Source organism: Parabacteroides sp. AF17-3 (assembly GCF_003635445.1).
GTDB classification, from domain to species: Bacteria; Bacteroidota; Bacteroidia; order Bacteroidales; family Tannerellaceae; genus Parabacteroides; species Parabacteroides goldsteinii.
The window spans coordinates 218,312-237,073 of the sequence record NZ_QTMM01000007.1 but is presented as its reverse complement, the minus strand read 5'-3'; the positions used below and the strand labels follow the sequence as shown (position 1 = coordinate 237,073).

Below are 18,762 nucleotides of genomic sequence, written 5' to 3'. Positions count from 1 at the left end.
TTCACTTCTTTTTTGTGGATGCATTTTTCGTTGTTATCAGAATCACGCCGTTTTTTCCTCTCTCTCCATATAATTTTACTGAAGATTCATCCTTCAACACAGATATAGATTCAATAATATTGGGATTCAACTTATCTATAGCATCATCCTTTATTTGTTCTACTCCGTCAATAATTATGAGCGGCTTCTCTTTTCCGCTCTGTCCGTCCCTGATACGGATTTTTACGTCCCCAGGCAGACGATCAGACAAACGACCATAACCGACCACCTTTACATCGTCCTCTTTTATTTTGCCGGAAGCAATAGCACCCTTAGTAACGACCGAGATCACACCTTGCTTGTCCGAAGCATTATATTTAGCCAGAATTTCTTCACTTTTATCTTTTGGACTCATACTAAAACTATGAATGTTCTCCGGACTCACTTTATCCAGCTCCTCATAAGTAGCGACTTCATTATCGATCAGGATCAGGTTACGAGACATCTCTACTCTCTGTTTGATATTTCTCATCCGATCTTCGGCGTCTTTCGAGAAATTATCCAGTTGTTGTTGCATAACCTCCAGCGGATTTTCCGTTTTCTCTTTTTCCTGTGTAACAGAGTCCTTATTTGCCCTCGCTTCCGTCTTTATTACTTTTACCACTTGAGGGGCAGATGCCACCACCTCTTTTATGGCAGGTTTCTCTACAGGGGCAGGGACAACCTCGACTACCGGTTCAGCTTTTTTAGGCTCGATAACTTCCTTAACCGGAACAATTTCGCTAATTTTGGCACTTGAAATCTTTCCCAGTTCACGAGAGATTTCGGGACGGGCAAAAGCTACAACCGCTACAGCTGTCAGCGGAAGTACATAGAGATACTTTAATCTCGCCCACGGATTCGATTTTCGTTTTAACATCATAGTAATTCGTTTTTTTAGTTTACTGTGATTAAAGCTGTTGGCCATAGAAGTGAAGCGCTGTGAACCAACAGCTTTTTTTATTAATAATAATTGATAATGTTTCGCGTCGATGCCATGATTGATCACACTTTCATCAGCCTCGTATTCATGAATATTCTCCAATTCCTGTTTTAGTAACCAGACAGCAGGATTGAACCATTGAAGAATGACACAAAAGCTACAGATCAGCATATCGACAGAATGACGGGCACGAATATGCGCCATCTCATGCGTCAGTATCTCTTCACCGCTTTCTTCCATATCTTTTTGCGAAATGACGATGTATCCCATCCAACTGAACGGACATACAGTCTCATCCGTAACCACCAGTTTGCTACCATCGGGAAGCACCTGCTTCTCTCCCATCCCGATCATCCGGCATATGCGGATTGTCGAATAAAGGAAGCGGGCAAAAAAGAAAACACAGCCTACCAGATAAACTACAAACAGTAACGGAAGCCAGAATGACTGGGAGGTCTGTACCTGTATCTCTGTCTGCATTTGTGCCATCTGTAAGAGATATTCCAGATTCTGCAAGGGGCGCTGTATGGCAACCGGTTCATCGGTCATAATACGGATAAATGGAATGGCAACGGAAAGAATGATTACCCCTAACAAGGCAATCCGGTTAAAGCGGTGAAATGTTTCACGGCTTAACAACAGTCTGTAGAACAGATAAAAAGCTGCCAGACATACAGACGATTTAAGGATATAAACAAAGAAGTCTCCCATAATTGTCAGTTTTTATTTCCTTGTTCCACTTCGTCCAACAACTTCCGAAGTTCATCCACAGAGATATCTTCCTCCTTAATCAGGGAAGAAACAACGCCCAGATAAGAGTTATTGAAATATTTGGCAATAACATTTTTCAATGTACCTTTGCTGTACTCTGTCTCACTAACGGCGGCATAATACTGATAAGTATTGCCGAAAGTGTTATGTGAAAGGAATCCTTTATCCTCCAATCCCCGGACAATCGTCGATAATGTATTGAAATGAGGTTTAGGTTCCTCATAATATTCCAGCAGTTGTTTTACAAAAAGAGGACCTTTCTCCCAGAAATAGCCCATGATCTCTTCTTCTTTTGCAGTCAGTCGTTTCATAATTCCTGTTGTTTCGGGCAAAGTAACTAAATGTTTTAGTTTGGAAACTAAATTACTTAGTTAATAAACTAAAAGAGGTCGTTTTTCTTCCTCTTCTTCCTTTTTATTGGATTATTTTTCTCTATCTATGTTCCATTTTTGTGGTCGGAGACCTGTACCCCCTTCTGTTATTTCATCCGCGAGGAATCAAATAACAATGTCTATTTATGTAAAAAGAGGCTCCTGCATTCGATACAGGAGCCTCTTGGCTTTTTATCGTTTCGGAATGTCCACCGACTTATCCGATTTTCCCAGCAAATGTTCTGAGAAATAATCGACCATACGCCAATAGAAGTATTCGTCCATATCGCCGAAACCGTGACGCTGTTGCGGCAACAGCAACATATCGAAACGTTTATTGGCACGGATCAGTCCGTCTACCACACGCATCGTGTTACCCGGATGCACGTTGTTGTCGATATCTCCGTGAACCAGCAGCAGATGTCCTTTCAACTGTTTGGCCAGTTCGGGATTGCTCTTGATACTATAGGTAAATGTCGTATCGCCTTTTTCAGATACCACTTCTTTTACGCCATGATGCGTTTCACTCCACCAACGGTTGTAAATCTTATTATCATGGTTACCGGCACAAGATACGGCCACCTTGAAGAAATCAGGATATTGCAGGATAGCTGCGGTCGACATAAAACCACCACCCGAGTGTCCGTGAATACCGACACGGTGGATATCAATGTACTTATGTTTATCCGCCAACTGGATAATAGCAGCTTTCTGATCAGCCAGCCCATAATCACGCAGATTTCCGTATCCGAAGTTATGATACCATTTCGAACGGCTCGGATGACCGCCACGGTTACCGACTGATACGACAATAAAGCCAGCCTGTGCCAAACGGTCGGTACGGACGCTCATACGGGTAAACGGATAGCGTGTCGCTTCAACCTGCGGACCTGGATAAACGTAGTCGATAATAGGATATACTGCTGTCGAATCGAAATTGAAAGGCTTATACATGACACCGTAAAGATCCGTTACACCATCGGCAGCTTTTACCTTGAACGGTTCCGGGAACTGGTAACCGGCAGCAAACAGTTGCGAGAAATCGCTTTCTTCCAGTTCCATCACTTTACGACCGGTGTTATCCAACAGATCCGATTTCGGAACAGTGTTGATACGGGAATAATTATGGACGATGAATTGGGCGTTATCATCTACACGGACATCATGGAAATAATCGCCGGCAGAAACCATCTGCAAACCGCTTCCGTCGAGGTTAGCCCGGTAAAGATGTTCATAATAAGGATTCTCCCCTTTTTCTCTTCCGTTGGCAAGGAAATAGACAACGCGTTTGGCTTCGTCAACCTTCACGATCTGGTCTACATGCCAGGGGCCTGATGTGATGCGGTTCTTCAGATTACCTTTGTCGTCATAAAGATACAGATGCGCCCAACCGTCGCGTTCGCTCCAATGGATCAGTTCTTTTCCGTTATTAACGGCGGCCAGCGGGCGGAGTTCGATATACGTATTCATACGTTCTTCGATAATCGGACGGATAGAGTCTTCACCGATCGTATAAGTACAGACGTCGATGCGATGCAGGTCACGACTGGAACGGGTAACGAAGAAACGGTTATTATCACCCAACCAAATACTGGGCAGTTCTTTCATATCACGCTGTTTATGCAGGCGGGGCCGATAAGCCATACGTATTGTCTGGTCTTTGAATGCTTGCGTATTGATCTCTTTATAAGAGTCGTTACTCATGTCAAACAGATACAGATGACTGACAGGAGCTTCCTTTTCACCCGGCATCTGGTATTTATAAGTCTCTAATGTCGGTCGCGGAGTGGCCATAGCATTGATCACCCACAGGTCTTTCACCTTGCGGTTATCTGAAATAGAGATTACAAAATGACGGGAATCGGGCGACCATAACAGATAACCCGGGTTCTTCCTTTTACCGTTACATAAGGTATCTGTATTCAGAAGACTGTAAGGCTGACCGAAACCGAAGTCTTTTACACCGGTTGTCGTCAGTTGTATCTCTGTGACCGTACTGTCTTTATCATCTTTCTTCAGTTTCTCATAATCTTCACGCGACATACGATACAGATTCAGGTCTTTGGCATAGACAACGGTTTTACCGTCCGGTGAGATAGAGGCCCAGTTTGGATATTCTGTATCCTTCTTTTTGTCTGCCAGATAGGTCAGTTTACGTGTCGGATAGTCATAGGAGAAATAGAATACCTCCTTTTTCGTCTTTTTGTCTTTATCCGTGCTGTCCTTTTTGGCGTCTTGTGAAGAGGTGATTTGGAAAGTAAAAGTACGTCCGTCCTCTCCCGTCTCCAACTTCTGGATAGGCAACTGTTGAGCCGTATACGGATCCTTAACGATCTCCGTCAATTCGGCCGCGAGCTTATCCTGATCGAACAAAGGACGTTTCGTTTTTGCGGAAGGATCAACCACATACCAGACATTGCCGTTTCCTGTTTTATATTCATACCAGAAGCAGTTCCCTGCCTTAAACCAATGCGGGTCCACCGAAGTGGAAAACAGCATAGTCGATAATTTATTACCCGCAAAACGTTCAGCCTGCGTATAACCCGGTAGCGGATCGTCTGCCGAAGTTGTTTGCGCACTTGCGCCAAAAGAAAGAAGAAGTCCTGACGCGACTAAAAGTAGATGTTTTTTCATATTTTACAAATTGTGTTATATTGTTATTACATATGGAAGATGCCATAAAGCAGCTAACTGTTCATTTCATGATAACGACAACCGGATTGTCTTCCTCCCCCACTTTACGAAGTTGTTCCACATCGTCCGGCAGGTTTCGAACTTCCGGATGCTCCTCAAACCAAGAAACGATTTCACCCGGCTGAATAAGTTGTGCGAACTCACCTTCGCTATTGGATGTCACAGGTTGAAGAGGCAAAAAACTACCCAGATCGTTTATCAGCCCACTATCATAAGGGGCCACCATCACCTTTCCGGATCTTTTATTGTAGACCGCATTATAAGCCACCCGGTCCTTTTCATGATAAAGATTCCTGCAAAAACGGAATAAGACGATCTGCCTGTTCTCGAAAAAGTCAAGCAGGTAGAAACCTTTGTCTTTATGCGCATAATACCGATCGGCTACATCCCAATGGTATGATCCCAAATCCAACAGGCGTTCCGGATGCAGACCGTCCGGCATCACCCGGTAAATCGTGTCGTTGAAATTTCCCTTAAAGAAAACATCTTTGCCGAAATGCCAAAAGGGACTCTTATTCTCACTCGCTACGAGACTACTTTTCCCGTCATCCAGGATAATATATAACTTATGCCCTCCTGTTCCCTCTGTTGCAATAGAGAACTTGTCGACATCAATACCCAAGCGAGGAGTATGTTCGTTTGCCGGTTCACTATTAGTCGGGAAAACAGATAAGACCGAAGTGTCTCGTATAAAAGTAATGCAGTCCGGCGTTGTTTCTGTGGCGTATGAATGAACCAACAACGTCTCCTTATCCCAATAATCATATTCCAATGGGCAAATGGAGCCTTCCGGAAGGGTCAAGACCTCAGGCTGTTTCCGGATAAAACGATTGTCCAGATCGTAAACCGTCATCTTCCTGTAGTCGATCGACGGGAAATAAAGTTGTTCCGCCGAACCGTTAAGCCATCCATACATTTCCCTGCAAGCTTCAGGATCATCACCTACATGACCGATCGAATGAAGAAATTTCCCCGTCTGTTTATCAAAGGCAAAACACTGTTGGTGCGAAGTCATCACTATAATCCGGTCGGAAGCAATTTGTATCAAAGGATCGTTACCGATCAGACAACTGTCCAAAGTTTCCAAAGTCACATAATGTACTTGGGAGAAACAATCTGAAGCCTTCAACTCCGTTTGGTTTTCAAAAGCTGTTGCCAGTCGGATCGTTTCGAGTTCTCCGGTTTCCGTCTGACGGCCACTGCAAGAGGCTAAAAGGCCCAAAAAGAGAAATACTCCTCCTAAAAGTTTTCGTTCCATATTCTATTTTCCATAATAACTTAAAAACTTCAATCAGCCAAGGTTAACGCATAATTGTGTTATACTGTTTGCTTGCTTTCATGCAAAAGTATATAAATATTTTGTTTCTCAAATGAAAGAATAAAAAAATCCCCTACTCTATCGACCGATAAAGCAGGGGATTAAGATATTGTTAACTACTTACTATTATACCGGAAGAGTTCCGCCGATCAGGATAACAACCAGCAAAGCCAAGATTGCATACAACTCAGGGAATACGGCCATAACCATTGTTGCACCGAATACGTTGTGACCTGCACCTACACCGGCGATACCGTTTGCACAAACTTCTGCCTGACGGATAGAAGAGAACAAACCTGCAAAACCTAATACCAGACCTGCACCGAAGATAGCTGTTGCATTCAACATTGTAATGCTCTCAACCAGGAATTTCTGCATCATGAAATAACCTACGAATCCGTACAAACCCTGTGAAGAAGGTAACGCACTCAATGCGATGTAAGTACCCAGTGCATCCGGGTTCTTCTTCATTGCTCCTACTACTGCGTTACCGCAGATTGTTACACCATAACTACTGCCGATAAAGGTTAAACCTGTCATCAACGCAATACCCAGATAAGCTAATAAAATTGGTTCCATAATGAAATTTGTTTGTTTAATTATTCTTTTGTTATTATTTAAATCACGTTTTGTTTATGCTTTCTTAAAAGGTTCGTACGCCTTACCGCCGCCTTCGAACTCTGCATTCTTATAATACTCCACGAAGATCAGACGAAGCGGGTGAACCAGCGAACTGATAGTACACAGACCGATGTTGATCGCATGACCGACCAAAAGGATCAGCAGCATACAAATCACACGTAATACTACGTTCAGACCTTCTGTCATATCCACAGCCAGCGAATTGAACACGCCACCCAGGATCGCACCGGTCAGACCGATTGCGAACAGACGAATATAAGACAAGGTATCACCCAGCAGTCCGGAAGCCATATTGTAGGTATTCCACAGACCTGTACCGAAGTTCAGGAAAATATTCTTGCCCGGTGTATTGTAAAGGAAAGCGACCAGCAATCCAAGCCCGGCTATTACCAGGAATACATTTTTCACCATTTCGGGCAACTGTACATTCAGCATCGGCAAGCCGAATACCAGACACAATGCCAGGATAATGAATACCCATGCCAACGGTGCAATACCATATTTCTTCCCTTTCTGAGACATGATCTTCAGCGCAGCAATTGTCTTTCCGAACAAGATCTGCACCAATCCGATTATGATAGAGAACGTCATCAGGTTATCGCTCGATACAAAGTAGTCTTTTACCGAAGCAAAAGCAGGTATGTCGACCAAAGCGATACCGAAGAACGAACCTGTACATGTACCGACGATCAGCGCCGCCAATCCGAGATACTGGAACAGACTCAGGAACGGTTTGAAGTCCGGATTGACTTTCCGTTTCAGGATCGTACAGGCTATCATTACCAGTAACCCGTATCCGCCGTCACCGAAACAAAGTCCGAAGAACAGCATAAAGAATGGGGCAAAGAATGGTGTCGGGTCGAACTCGCCATAGTTAGGCAAAGAGAACATCCGGGTGATCGGTTCGTATAGCTTGGCAAACTTACCGTTCTTCAACAGGATAGGTACCTTGTCACCTTCTTCTATCTCCTGTGCCTGATAGAAGTAATTATCCTTTTCCAGCGCTTCTTCCATTGCCCGGGCTTTCTCGGTCGGAACCCAGCCTTCCAGCAACATCAGCTTTTCCCCTGCCTGACGGTCTGTCTGCACCAATACATTCGACAGATTGAACTCGTTTTGCAGGTTCTTATCGAACAGGTCGAGGGTATTATAATCGGATGCAGCCAGTTTTTTCATTTCGGCATCCAATGCTTTCATTTCCTGCTGTAACAGATCGAGACGTGCATTCAGTTTTTGCAAACCTCTGTCCGGCATCTTCGGACGCTCCGCATCTATATCGATATGTGTACCTTCCTTTGTTATTGTAACAAAATAAGTTACCGACTGGAAGTTATTGATCAACACAGCATTATACTCATCTCCCCATTTCGGTTCATACTTAGCGGTCGGACAAGTCCAGAACGTGATATCATATCCGGCCTTCTTCAAACGATTGAAGTTAGCCCAACTGAAATCACCCCAGATCTCCATATAGGCAATATCCTTTTCAAGAGATGCCTTAACAGACTGGAGCTGCACTTTCTTATCCTGCAATCCTTCTATTTTCTGTACCAACTTCATTCCGGCTTTCTTGTCCAGTTCACGGGCAGGTGCCAACTGAACATCTTTCAACTGACTATTTAGGTTCTTGAAGAAACGCATTAACAGATTGACACGCTTCCGTATAGCCAGAATATCCTGAAGTTCCGCATTATCGAGAATAGACTTGTTTTCCTTCACGTGCACAACGCCCAGTTCGCGCAGTTGTGCCAGAAACGTATCATATTCCCTATGATATACCATAAAGGCATATTTGCTCATCTTTACTATCATACGCCAGCCTCCTCTTTATGTTCTTCTTTCGCTTTACGCTTCTCCTGGTTAGCCCGCATGATCTTCTGTGACGACTTGGAGAGGCTCTCTTCGTCCTCCATAAACCGTTTCACTTTCCGGATCGCATCTTTATAGCCGGGGATCTGTACCTTCTCAAAAAGGTTCACCTTTTGAGTAGTCTTCTTCCTGGCATGCTCCAACAACTCCAGCTTCATTCCCGAAAACTCTGCTTCTATCCCGGTACGCGCCAACTGCTTCAGCAGTTCGACACCATCGGTAAACCAAGCAGGGGAATTAAAGAGACTATAATGTCCGATCTCGAACTGTATCTCGTTGAGGACAGGAACGATCACCCCGGCGATTTTCTTCGTCGTGAGCGTCACATCCTTTACAGCGATCAGTTCGGGAGAGAACTCATTCCACAAAGCCACCATATTTTCGTAGCTCTGTATCTCCTGTTCCAGCTGAAGTTCCAATTTAGTCACTTCATCCTTGGTCCGCTTCACTTCGATACGCAACGCACTTTCCTTGCTCTTGATCGTAGGCAGGGAACGCTCGCGCATCTTCAGTTGCTTTTCCAGTTGCTGAAGAGAGGTTTTATTATATTGAAACTTTATTGCCATATTATATCGTTTTATATTCCATTCGGACGGAACTTTATTTTCTCTCGAAAGAAATTATATTTTCATCCGAATGGGACGGTCATAAGACCTCCTTATTTCTTCCAGTATTTGTCTACCAACTCTTGCTTGATATTCACTTCAGCCGGCTTGAAGTATTCGCCGAACAAACCCCATGCCACATCGAGCATTTCGGTTGTGTCGAGGTTAACGTCAATAGCCAATAGCTTTTCTGAATAATCCTTTGCAAAAGAAAGCGTACGGTTGTCGTAGTCTGTCAGGTCGAAACCGTTCTCCATCTTCGTCTTTGCGTTGGCAGCATCGGCATACAGACGAACGGCGGCGTTCATCACCTGCGGGTGGTCTTCGCGTGTCTTCTTTCCTGTTACCAGCTGTTTCAAACGTGACAAGCTTCGGAACGGATCGACGATAACCTTACCGACATCACTATCGCGGCGCAGGTATAACTGACCTTCGGTGATATAACCGGTATTATCAGGCACAGCGTGCGTAATATCGCCACCCGACAGGGTTGTTACCGCAATAATAGTGATAGAACCGCCGGCAGGGAACTGTACTGCTTTTTCGTAAATCTTTGCCAAATCGGAATACAACGAACCCGGCATAGAGTCCTTCGAAGGAATCTGATCCATACGGTTCGATACGATTGCCAGAGCATCCGCATAGTTGGTCATGTCAGTCAACAGTACCAATACCTTTTCGTTCTTCTGTACAGCGAAGTATTCAGCCGCACAAAGTGCCATATCCGGAATAAGGATACGTTCTACGGACGGGTCTTCGGTTGTATTGATAAAGCTCACGATACGGTCAAGTGCGCCGGCGTTGCTAAATGTATTTTTAAAGAACAGGTAGTCGTCGTTGGTCATACCCATACCACCGAGGATGATCTTATCCGATTGGGCACGCAGGGCTACCATTGCCATTACCTGGTTGAAAGGCTGATCAGGGTCAGCGAAGAACGGTATCTTCTGACCGGTTACCAACGTGTTGTTCAGGTCGATACCGGCAATACCTGTAGCGATCAGTTCAGACGGCTGTTTACGACGCACCGGGTTTACCGACGGACCGCCGATCTCCACTTCCGTTCCTTCAGGGATAGGGCCACCGTCGATCGGATCACCATACGCGTTAAAGAAACGTCCGGCCAACTGGTCACCTACTTTCAGCGTAGGCGCCTTGCCCATGAATACTACTTCGGCATTCGTACGGATACCTTCCGTACCGGAGAACACCTGCAACGTAACCTCGTCGCCGATGATCTTCACCACCTGTGCCAACTTGCCGTCTACGGAAGCCAGCTCGTCATACCCAACTCCCGTTGCTTTCAGCGAACAGGTAGCTTTCGTGATCTGGGTAATCTTCGTATATATTTTTTGAAATGCTTTTGTTGCCATACGTTCTGTTATTTTTCCATGCGCTCTGCGAGCAGGGCGTCAAGTTGATCGTTGAACTTCTTAAACTGGTCGCTTTCGTATTCGGAATAGTTCATCTGTTTGAAGACGTTGATCATCTGTTTGAAATATTCCATTACTTCAAGGAAGGTGTCGAAACGGAATTCCGCATGACAGATCTTCACCACCTTATCCAGCATAAATTCCTGACGAGCCAGCGGTGTCACGGCATCGATCGCATCGAAAGCATCCTGTTGCAGGATCACGAAGTCGATCAATTCTGACTTCCAGAAAGTAACATGGTATTCCACCGGTACACCGTCATCACCCAGGATGTTGATCTGCTCAGCGATTTCCTTACCACGCAACATACGGGTCTTGATCTCGTTCACCTTGTCGATCCATTCCGGAGAGATATGTTTGGCGATATATTCCTGGAATTCGGGATATTCCAGATATTTCGAATAACTGTCGATCGGGTTCACAGCCGGATAACGTTTGCGGTCGGCACGTTCCTGCTCCAAAGCGTAGAAACAGCGGGCAACCTTCTTCGTATTTTCCGTTACCGGTTCCTTCAGGTTACCACCGGCGGGCGATACCGTACCGATAAAGGTTACCGAACCTGTCTTTCCATTGTTCAATTCAACGAAACCTGCACGGGCATAGAAGTTAGCCACGATAGCAGACAAGTCCATCGGGAACGCATCCGGTCCGGGAAGTTCTTCCAAACGGTTGGACATCTCACGCAACGCCTGTGCCCAACGGGAAGTAGAGTCCGCCATCAACAATACCTTCAATCCCATGCTACGGTAATATTCTGCCAATGTCATGGCGGTATATACAGATGCTTCACGGGCAGCCACAGGCATGTTTGAAGTATTGGCGATAATGATGGTACGTTCCATCAGCTTACGTCCTGTATGCGGGTCGATCAGTTCGGGGAACTCGGTAAAGATTTCCACAACCTCATTCGCACGTTCACCGCAGGCAGCGATAATAACGATATCGGCTTCGGCCTGTTTGGAGATAGCGTGCTGAAGCACGGTCTTACCCGTACCGAACGGACCGGGGATAAATCCCGTACCGCCTTCTACGATCGGGTTTACCGTATCGATGGTACGAACACCTGTTTCCAACAGTTTGTATGGACGCGGTTTTTCTTTGTAACAAGTGATGGCTCTCTTTACCGGCCAACGCTGTATCATATTCACATCGATATCCTTACCATCTTCGTCAGTCAGAACGGCAATCGTCTGATTAATGGTATATTGTCCGGCTTCCACCAGGCTCTTTACAGTATAAGTTCCTTTAAACGTGAAAGGCACCATGATCTTGTGCGGCTGGAAGTTTTCATCCACTTCGCCCAACCAGTCACCTGCGGCCACCTGATCACCCACTTTCGCCAGCGGTTTGAAGTCCCACAGTTTATCGTTATCCAGTGCAAATGTATATTCACCACGTTTCAGGAACACGCCGTCCATTTTATCCAGGTCATTCTGCAAACCGTCGTAGTTACGCGACAGCATACCCGGCCCCAATGTTACTTCAAGCATGTGCCCTTCAAACTCGGCTTCGTCACCTACACGCATCCCACGTGTACTTTCAAATACCTGAACAAAGGCATCCTTCCCTATTACTTTAATAACCTCCGCCATCAGCTTCACGCCTCCTACGGAAATGTAACAGATTTCATTTTGAGAAACCGGCCCATCCACCTCTACGGTCACCAGGTTGGATACGATTCCTTTTACAATTCCTTTCGTAGCCATAATTATTTATTATTGTTTCTTTTAAATTCTTCCAACGCATTCTCACTACCATGCTTCATTGCTCCTACTATTTCGCGGAAGGTCTTCTCGCCCGTCACCTTATCCAAGGTAACCCAGCGTTCGATCATTTCCAGCTTCAGCAAGTAGGCGAACACACTTTCTATATCGAAAGTCTTGAAGAACGTATTATCGTCCAGCCATTTCCATTTCAGCAAATCCACTTTCTTTTCGCGGGCCATCAGGTCCGGTTCTTCGGCAATGCGTTGCAGGTCGGGCAGATAGTCCACCGTATCTCCCAATCCGAAGTCACGGGCATTGGAAGTACGGATAGCTTCGGCTACCTCGTTGTGTCCCACTATATAGTCTGCTTTATCAAATCCATACTTACGGCAGGTAATAGCGGTCAGCATGTTATTGATATTGAGGTTCAGTTCAAACCAGTTACGGATAAAACCGTTGCTACACTTCATTGCATAGTCGTAATAAAGGGCTGCCAGGCGGTCTTCCCAGGAGATCGTCTGTTTTTCCTCTTTTTTCAGGCTATCCAGATACAGTTTGAAGAACTCGATGAAATAAGGAGGGATCCGTTTGTTCTTCGGTGGCTTTTCACCATCCTTCAAAGCATCAAACAGACTTTTGTACTCATCGTATGTAATACTTCCCTTCTCGTCCGGGTCGCTATCCGGCCGCTGTGAGAAAGCCAGCAGGTTCTTATTATCGAATTTGAGGAAAAACAAGTCTACCAACTTCTTATCACAAGACGTAAGAATACCGTCCAGTTCCTTTCTGAATTCAGAAACGGAATAGGTCAGTTTACTATCATCCAATGATATATTAGGGAGTCCGGCAATCAGACAGTAGTATTTACTCATATCAGAACAACATTTCTACCAGCCCGGGACGCAGGAATTCTTTGAAGAATGCAACAAATTCGTCTTCCCCGAAACTTACTTTATAAGAACCGTCGGCAGGAACAATCGTAAAGCCGGCATTCTTTCCGCTTACTTTCTCGATCTTTACGCCGCCGTCCAGCAAAGATTTGGCATTTGCCTCGAAATACTTGGTCAATGCGTCCGCATCGGCAGTCTGGATCGTGATCGCTTCTTTCTTAGCCCATTCTTTAGCCATTTCCAGAATAACTTTCTGCATGAAAGCGGTATCAGAAACGATCGCTTTTACATTCGAGGAAGTAATCTTTCCGGTTATAAGGTTCACAACTTCGCTCTTCAGCGCTTCTACGGCCTGGGTAGCGAACAGCTTCAATTCGGCTTCTGTATTTTTCTTCAGCTCGGCAGCCTGTTTTTGTGCCGCTGCAACAATACGTTTTGCTTCTGCTTCCGCTTCGCTGACAATCGCTTGTTTCTGAGCATTTGCATCGGCAATGATCCGTCCGGCTTCTTCGTTCCCCTTCTCTACTCCTTCTTTGTAGATCTTGTCGGTCAGTTCCTGAATCTTTGTATCCATTTTAAATATATTTATTAAGTTGTATTTCTCTCAGATATTAAACGCCCACAAAGTTATTATTTTTCGTGAATAAATGCTGAAATAAATGCAAAATCAATCTAAAAAATGAAACACTATAAATTAATTTCTAATTTTGTTGGTCTAAAAATCGCATTATATGTTCTCAATTAGAAAAGCTACTACAGACGACTGTCTGCTAATCAGAAACTTGGCATCCCAAATATGGGAGCCGACTTATGGTTCTATCCTCTCCCGTGAGCAACTCGACTATATGTTTGAGATGATGTATGCCCCGGAAAGTATTCTTAACCAGATGAATGAACTTCATCACGAGTTCTTTATCATTTACAAGGACGGAGAACCTTCCGGATACCTGTCTATCGAAACAGTTGAGAAAGACTTGTATGAGTTCCAAAAAATCTATTCGCTTCCTTCTTTACATGGTTCTGGCATCGGACGTTTTATCATCGAACAGGGAGTTGCTTACCTGAAGACGATCCATCCGGGACCGTTTACCGTTGAACTGAATGTGAACCGCGAGAATCCGGCTGTCGGTTTCTATAAACACATGGGATTCCATGAACATGCGACACGCGATTTTCACATTGGGAACGGTTATTATATGAATGATTATATTATGCGGATGGAAGTGGCAAATTAAAGAAAAACTTACTTAGTAAGTAAACTTTATTTCCTTTAACTCCATTACGGCTTCCAAACCTCTCCGGCAAGCCAATATAGTATGAACAATCGAAAAAATAACTTCCTGAAAAAAAGCATAGGACTTTACAAATGTTAAGACAGGACCTTTAACTTTAAAATAAGGGACTTTTAAAATCAAAAGTCCTATCTTTTTTCAAGGGGAATAATTGTGTGTTAAATTCAAAATAGTTATCTTTGGAATATGCTAAATTATAATTAGTTACAAATCATATTTACATTACAATTTAATACTTGAATTCCATGAAACACTTCATCACGATCGCATGCCTTTTGATTTGTATAACAACTAACGGCATTTTTGCACAAACAAATGTAAACAGGCTGGACAGTATCCTTCCTGTCAGAGGATTGGCAATAGCAGCCCCGTCTGTGCAGAAAATGGATGTTTTCCTGAAGTTTATCGAAGAAGAACTTGCTCCCGGACATTTCAACCTGCTCATTCTCCGGGTTGACTGGAATTATGCTTATGAGTCTCATCCGGAACTGCGTGATCCCAATCCGCTTACCCTTCAGGATGTAAAACGAATCGTTGCCACCTGCCGGAAACATAACATACGGATAGCACCGCAGATAAACCTGCTCGGTCATCAGTCATGGGCAGAAACAACTTATGCCCTGCTCCGCGAATATCCGGAATTTGATGAAACACCGCATGTAGATACGAAAAACTATACCGGATGGCCTAACCCGGACGGTTTATATTGCAAAAGTTACTGCCCTCTTCACCCCGATGTGCATAAAGTTGTATTCGCTTTGGTCGACGAACTGACGGACGCATTTGAAACCGATCTGTTTCATGCCGGTATGGATGAAGTTTTCTATATCGGAGATGATAAATGTCCTCGTTGCAGCGGACGCGATAAAGCAGAATTATATGCCGGAGAGGTAACCAAAATACAAAATCACTTAGCTCAGCAGGGAAAACGGTTAATGATATGGGGCGATCGCCTGATAGATGGCAAAACAACCGGTATCGGAGCCTGGGAAGCTAGTATGAACAATACGTATCGTGCCATCGACCTTATCCCGAAAGAAGTTTTCATTTGCGACTGGCATTACGAACGTCCGGAACAAACGGCTGTCTATTTTGCCATGAAAGGATTTGACGTTGCCACTTGTCCCTGGCGAAAACCGGAAGTTGCCCTCAAACAATTGGATGATATGAAACGTTTCCGCCAGCAATCCGGTTCTCAAATGAGCAACCGTTTCCAGGGTATTATTGAGACTGTATGGTCAGGCGCCGACGGTTTTCTGGAAAACTATTACAAACCGGAAAGTGAGCAGCAGGATGTATCGGATGTGGTCACTATCAAAAAACTGATTAGCGCCTATAAGTCGATGAGCAAATAAAAGAAATCCTCATAGAAAATAAATATCCGTGTACTGAGCATTCTCACATACACGGATATTCTTTATTTTATAATACTCTTATAACAGATCCGAAGCCAACTCAGACAACTGGCTTCGTTCACCCTTGATCAGGTTGATATGGGCAAACAACTCCTGCCCTTTCATCTTGTCGACCATATAGGCCAGACCATTACTTTGGGCATCCAGATACGGCGAGTCGATCTGCTGGATATCACCTGTAAATACCATCTTTGTTCCTTCTCCGGCACGGGTGATGATCGTTTTGATCTCATGTGGAGTCAGATTCTGGGCTTCATCAATGATACAGAAAGTTTCCGACAAACTACGTCCGCGAATAAAGGCCAATGCCTCGATGACCAACTGATTATTCTTTTGTAAATCATCTATTTTACGGACATCCTGGCTTCCGGGAGCGAACTGGTTCTTTATCACGTTCAGATTATCGAACAGAGGCTGCATATAAGGAGCTACTTTCTGTTTTTCGTCTCCCGGCAGGAATCCGATATCCTTATTTGCCAACGCCACAATCGGACGAGCCAGCAGGATTTGCTTATAAAGTCCGGCTTGTTTAAGTGCGGCAGCCAGTGCCAGCAAGGTCTTACCTGTCCCGGCTTTACCCGTCAGTCCAACCAGTTTCACGTCCGGATCATTCAAAATTTCAAAAGCAAAACTTTGTTCCGCATTACGGGGTTGAATACCATAATTAGAACTCTTTTCTACCTTCTTTATCTTTCCCGTAAACGGATTATAACGAGCTAAAACAGAAGCCCGTATACTCTTCAATATAAAGCATTCGTTCGGTTCGAGTTTAGATTTGAATTCGAACAAATCCGCATCCAGTCCGTCAGGGGTTGAATAGATCTTATCGATCAGATCAGGATCGATATTTTCGTAGGTATCCTGAGCACGTTCAAAGATATCGACATTGATTACCTTATCCGTGATGTAGTCTTCCACCTGAATACCCAATGCACGGGCTTTCATACGCAGGTTGACATCCTTCGTAACCAGGATAGTCTGCATCTTAGGTGTCTTTTCTGCAACGGAAAGCGTGCAAGATAAGATACGGTGGTCAGGCGTCCTGTCCGGGAAAGACAAAGCTATCTTTTCCTGGTATTTGTCACCTGTTACGACATGTAATGTTCCCAACCCCGGTCCCAACGAGGCACCTTTCAAAAAGAGATCGTTACTGGTCATCAGATCCAGCTCGCGCACAAATTCACGGGCATTATAATTAATCTGGTCGCTCCCCTTTTTAAATTTATCCAACTCTTCCAACACGACGATAGGAAGATAGATATCATTCTCCTGAAAATTTTCGATACACTTGTAATCATGCAAGATAACGTTGGTATCCAATACAAAATTCTTCTTTGCTCCCATGATCTTTCGATTTAATAAAAGTATAACAATCAACACTTTAAGTTTAGCAATGTTTGCCGAAAAGATTCAAAATCACTATTTCGGTCAATATTCGGCAAACAAGTCCATATAAATTCAATTTCCCTATCTTTATCATATGGCTTCATTACAAAGATACATTATTATATGAATTAGCAATGTTCAAAACAAAATCTTTTTTGGGTAATAATGAATCGAATAAAAAAAGAGGATACTATTTCTAGCACCCTCTCCATATTATACCCCTAGTCTGGTTATCAGACAACGTCATTTCCCCAGAACCGGATTGCTCGCTACTTAATTCGCATATTGTCCAACAGGAAACGTCGGAGTATATATTTTATATTGAGTTATACAATAGGCTTACTTAACTTATTTAAGATATCTTGTTGGACCTCTAAAATCCATTCAGCTGGGACATGAGTCAATAAAAAGTCTTTATAATACTTATCTCTAGCATCAAGATCCAATTCTCTATATTTCCAATCATCTTGACAATCGAGGTAAATATATTTCCTTTTACCAGCAGGACAAAAGTAAATTCTAATATTCCAATAGAATCCATCAGAATAACTATCAGTTGATAAGCTTATTTTTACCTCATACTTATCACCATTTTCTTTTTTGAAGATCTTACTTGAAGTCATATTCTAATTAGTTATTTTTTAAACAGTTATATGCCAAATGATACTTTTTGATTCTCTGAAGATCCTTTTCTTCAACTGAATCAAGTCGAAGTACATTAATATTGTCCACAATGTCTGCCATCTTCACTTTACGGGCAATAGGGTTCTTTGCTACTTCATAGATATAAGCATCGTAATCCAGATAATTATGTCTATTAAGTACAATCAAGGTGTTTACTATATCTTCAGCAAATCCTTCTTTTTCTAAATAATATGCTGTTATGCCCTTACAATCTTCCATTATATCATGTAAGACTGCTACGATCATCTCAGTCTCCGTATCCATTTTAAACATCACTCTTAAAGGATGTAGTATATATGGTTTCCCAGCTTTATCAACTTGATTCGAATGAACAATTGTTGCTATTTGTATGGCCTTATCTAAGTAATTCATAATTCTTCTTTACAATATTATAAATTAGTTCTATTTCTTCATCAGATAGAATATTTAGATTTTCTTTGATGATCTGACGCTTTTTGTTGTAACTCATTTTTTGATTCCTCTCTTGTTCCAATTCTTCTTTAGCTTTATAAATACGACAGATATTATCGAACTCAAGAAAGTTACCGTTTAAAGTGATTGCGTTAACTTTGATTCTTAGGTCTCTCTGCAAATACACTATATTTCCATCTAATTCGGTGATAGTAGTGTATCCACTTCTGATCCAATTGCTATAACTTTTTAAATAAACTCTAGCACCAGGCTTAACCCAATCATTATCCATTTTTAGACTTTTTATGCTTTAA

17 protein-coding genes are annotated in these 18,762 nt (G+C 43.4%); 2 read left to right on the top strand and 15 right to left on the bottom strand.

Annotation, left to right across the window (positions count from 1 at the left end; genetic code table 11):
• Window position 1: 1 nt before the first annotated feature.
• The 11 genes from DWW91_RS11655 to DWW91_RS11605 form a co-directional block, all read right to left on the bottom strand.
• Window positions 2–1,672 (bottom strand): M56 family metallopeptidase, encoded by a 1,671-nt coding sequence (locus DWW91_RS11655; RefSeq protein WP_122327823.1) that lies wholly within the window; start codon window positions 1,670–1,672, stop codon window positions 2–4.
• Between the two features lie 5 nt (window positions 1,673–1,677).
• Complete coding sequence (locus DWW91_RS11650) at window positions 1,678–2,043, bottom strand: BlaI/MecI/CopY family transcriptional regulator (protein ID WP_044246236.1); 366 nt, start codon at window positions 2,041–2,043, stop codon at window positions 1,678–1,680.
• Between the two features lie 252 nt (window positions 2,044–2,295).
• A complete protein-coding gene (locus DWW91_RS11645) occupies window positions 2,296–4,737 on the bottom strand; it encodes a DPP IV N-terminal domain-containing protein (RefSeq protein ID WP_010803232.1) in 2,442 nt (813 codons plus the stop codon).
• Window positions 4,738–4,798: 61 nt separating this feature from the next.
• Window positions 4,799–6,055 (bottom strand): DUF4934 domain-containing protein, encoded by a 1,257-nt coding sequence (locus DWW91_RS11640; protein WP_122327822.1) that lies wholly within the window; start codon window positions 6,053–6,055, stop codon window positions 4,799–4,801.
• Window positions 6,056–6,241: 186 nt separating this feature from the next.
• Entirely contained in the window at window positions 6,242–6,694 is a 453-nt protein-coding gene (locus DWW91_RS11635; RefSeq protein WP_007656321.1) for a hypothetical protein, read from the bottom strand.
• Between the two features lie 54 nt (window positions 6,695–6,748).
• Window positions 6,749–8,569, bottom strand: coding sequence for a V-type ATP synthase subunit I (locus DWW91_RS11630; protein ID WP_007656320.1), 1,821 nt, complete (start codon window positions 8,567–8,569; stop codon window positions 6,749–6,751).
• Window positions 8,566–9,192, bottom strand: coding sequence for a V-type ATP synthase subunit D (locus DWW91_RS11625; RefSeq protein ID WP_007656319.1), 627 nt, complete (start codon window positions 9,190–9,192; stop codon window positions 8,566–8,568). The genes DWW91_RS11630 and DWW91_RS11625 overlap by 4 nt, the downstream gene beginning before the upstream one ends.
• Before the next feature lie 92 nt (window positions 9,193–9,284).
• On the bottom strand, window positions 9,285–10,604 hold the full coding sequence (locus DWW91_RS11620; protein WP_007656318.1) for a V-type ATP synthase subunit B: 1,320 nt from the start codon (window positions 10,602–10,604) through the stop codon (window positions 9,285–9,287).
• Between the two features lie 8 nt (window positions 10,605–10,612).
• Complete coding sequence (locus DWW91_RS11615) at window positions 10,613–12,370, bottom strand: V-type ATP synthase subunit A (protein WP_007656317.1); 1,758 nt, start codon at window positions 12,368–12,370, stop codon at window positions 10,613–10,615.
• Window positions 12,371–12,372: 2 nt separating this feature from the next.
• Window positions 12,373–13,242: a DUF2764 domain-containing protein gene (locus DWW91_RS11610; protein WP_007656316.1), complete on the bottom strand. Its 870-nt coding sequence runs from the start codon at window positions 13,240–13,242 to the stop codon at window positions 12,373–12,375.
• Between the two features lies 1 nt (window position 13,243).
• Window positions 13,244–13,834, bottom strand: a complete 591-nt coding sequence (locus DWW91_RS11605; RefSeq protein ID WP_007656315.1) for a hypothetical protein — start codon at window positions 13,832–13,834, stop codon at window positions 13,244–13,246.
• Window positions 13,835–13,991: 157 nt separating this feature from the next.
• Here DWW91_RS11605 and DWW91_RS11600 point away from each other — a divergent pair, with 157 nt between their 5' ends.
• The gene (locus tag DWW91_RS11600; protein WP_122327821.1) at window positions 13,992–14,495 is read left to right on the top strand and encodes a GNAT family N-acetyltransferase; all 504 of its coding nucleotides are present in this window, start codon (window positions 13,992–13,994) and stop codon (window positions 14,493–14,495) included.
• Window positions 14,496–14,797: 302 nt separating this feature from the next.
• Window positions 14,798–15,907, top strand: coding sequence for a family 20 glycosylhydrolase (locus DWW91_RS11595; protein WP_122327820.1), 1,110 nt, complete (start codon window positions 14,798–14,800; stop codon window positions 15,905–15,907).
• 78 nt (window positions 15,908–15,985) lie between these two features.
• Here DWW91_RS11595 and DWW91_RS11590 read toward each other — a convergent pair whose 3' ends face one another.
• The 4 genes from DWW91_RS11590 to DWW91_RS11575 all read right to left on the bottom strand — a co-directional run bounded on the left by DWW91_RS11590 (window position 15,986) and on the right by DWW91_RS11575 (window position 18,740).
• A complete protein-coding gene (locus DWW91_RS11590) occupies window positions 15,986–17,311 on the bottom strand; it encodes a PhoH family protein (protein ID WP_007656311.1) in 1,326 nt (441 codons plus the stop codon).
• A gap of 368 nt (window positions 17,312–17,679) precedes the next feature.
• Entirely contained in the window at window positions 17,680–17,976 is a 297-nt protein-coding gene (locus tag DWW91_RS11585) for a hypothetical protein (protein WP_122327819.1), read from the bottom strand.
• Window positions 17,977–17,983: 7 nt separating this feature from the next.
• On the bottom strand, window positions 17,984–18,409 hold the full coding sequence (locus DWW91_RS11580) for a GTP pyrophosphokinase (protein ID WP_122327818.1): 426 nt from the start codon (window positions 18,407–18,409) through the stop codon (window positions 17,984–17,986).
• Window positions 18,393–18,740, bottom strand: a complete 348-nt coding sequence (locus DWW91_RS11575; protein ID WP_122327817.1) for a hypothetical protein — start codon at window positions 18,738–18,740, stop codon at window positions 18,393–18,395. The genes DWW91_RS11580 and DWW91_RS11575 overlap by 17 nt, the downstream gene beginning before the upstream one ends.
• Window positions 18,741–18,762: the final 22 nt, after the last annotated feature.

Bases quoted from the DNA above. Each gene is read 5' to 3' on its own strand.
- DWW91_RS11620 (WP_007656318.1), bottom strand. From the start codon at position 10,604: ATGGCAACAAAAGCATTTCAAAAAATATATACGAAGATTACCCAGATC.
- DWW91_RS11605 (WP_007656315.1), bottom strand. From the start codon at position 13,834: ATGGATACAAAGATTCAGGAACTGACCGACAAGATCTACAAAGAAGGA.
- DWW91_RS11600 (WP_122327821.1), top strand. From the start codon at position 13,992: ATGTTCTCAATTAGAAAAGCTACTACAGACGACTGTCTGCTAATCAGA.
- DWW91_RS11625 (WP_007656319.1), bottom strand. From the start codon at position 9,192: ATGGCAATAAAGTTTCAATATAATAAAACCTCTCTTCAGCAACTGGAA.
- DWW91_RS11610 (WP_007656316.1), bottom strand. From the start codon at position 13,242: ATGAGTAAATACTACTGTCTGATTGCCGGACTCCCTAATATATCATTG.
- DWW91_RS11640 (WP_122327822.1), bottom strand. From the start codon at position 6,055: ATGGAACGAAAACTTTTAGGAGGAGTATTTCTCTTTTTGGGCCTTTTA.
- DWW91_RS11580 (WP_122327818.1), bottom strand. From the start codon at position 18,409: ATGAATTACTTAGATAAGGCCATACAAATAGCAACAATTGTTCATTCG.
- DWW91_RS11650 (WP_044246236.1), bottom strand. From the start codon at position 2,043: ATGAAACGACTGACTGCAAAAGAAGAAGAGATCATGGGCTATTTCTGG.
- DWW91_RS11635 (WP_007656321.1), bottom strand. From the start codon at position 6,694: ATGGAACCAATTTTATTAGCTTATCTGGGTATTGCGTTGATGACAGGT.
- DWW91_RS11645 (WP_010803232.1), bottom strand. From the start codon at position 4,737: ATGAAAAAACATCTACTTTTAGTCGCGTCAGGACTTCTTCTTTCTTTT.
- DWW91_RS11595 (WP_122327820.1), top strand. From the start codon at position 14,798: ATGAAACACTTCATCACGATCGCATGCCTTTTGATTTGTATAACAACT.
- DWW91_RS11590 (WP_007656311.1), bottom strand. From the start codon at position 17,311: ATGGGAGCAAAGAAGAATTTTGTATTGGATACCAACGTTATCTTGCAT.
- DWW91_RS11575 (WP_122327817.1), bottom strand. From the start codon at position 18,740: ATGGATAATGATTGGGTTAAGCCTGGTGCTAGAGTTTATTTAAAAAGT.
- DWW91_RS11655 (WP_122327823.1), bottom strand. From the start codon at position 1,672: ATGGGAGACTTCTTTGTTTATATCCTTAAATCGTCTGTATGTCTGGCA.
- DWW91_RS11585 (WP_122327819.1), bottom strand. From the start codon at position 17,976: ATGACTTCAAGTAAGATCTTCAAAAAAGAAAATGGTGATAAGTATGAG.
- DWW91_RS11630 (WP_007656320.1), bottom strand. From the start codon at position 8,569: ATGATAGTAAAGATGAGCAAATATGCCTTTATGGTATATCATAGGGAA.
- DWW91_RS11615 (WP_007656317.1), bottom strand. From the start codon at position 12,370: ATGGCTACGAAAGGAATTGTAAAAGGAATCGTATCCAACCTGGTGACC.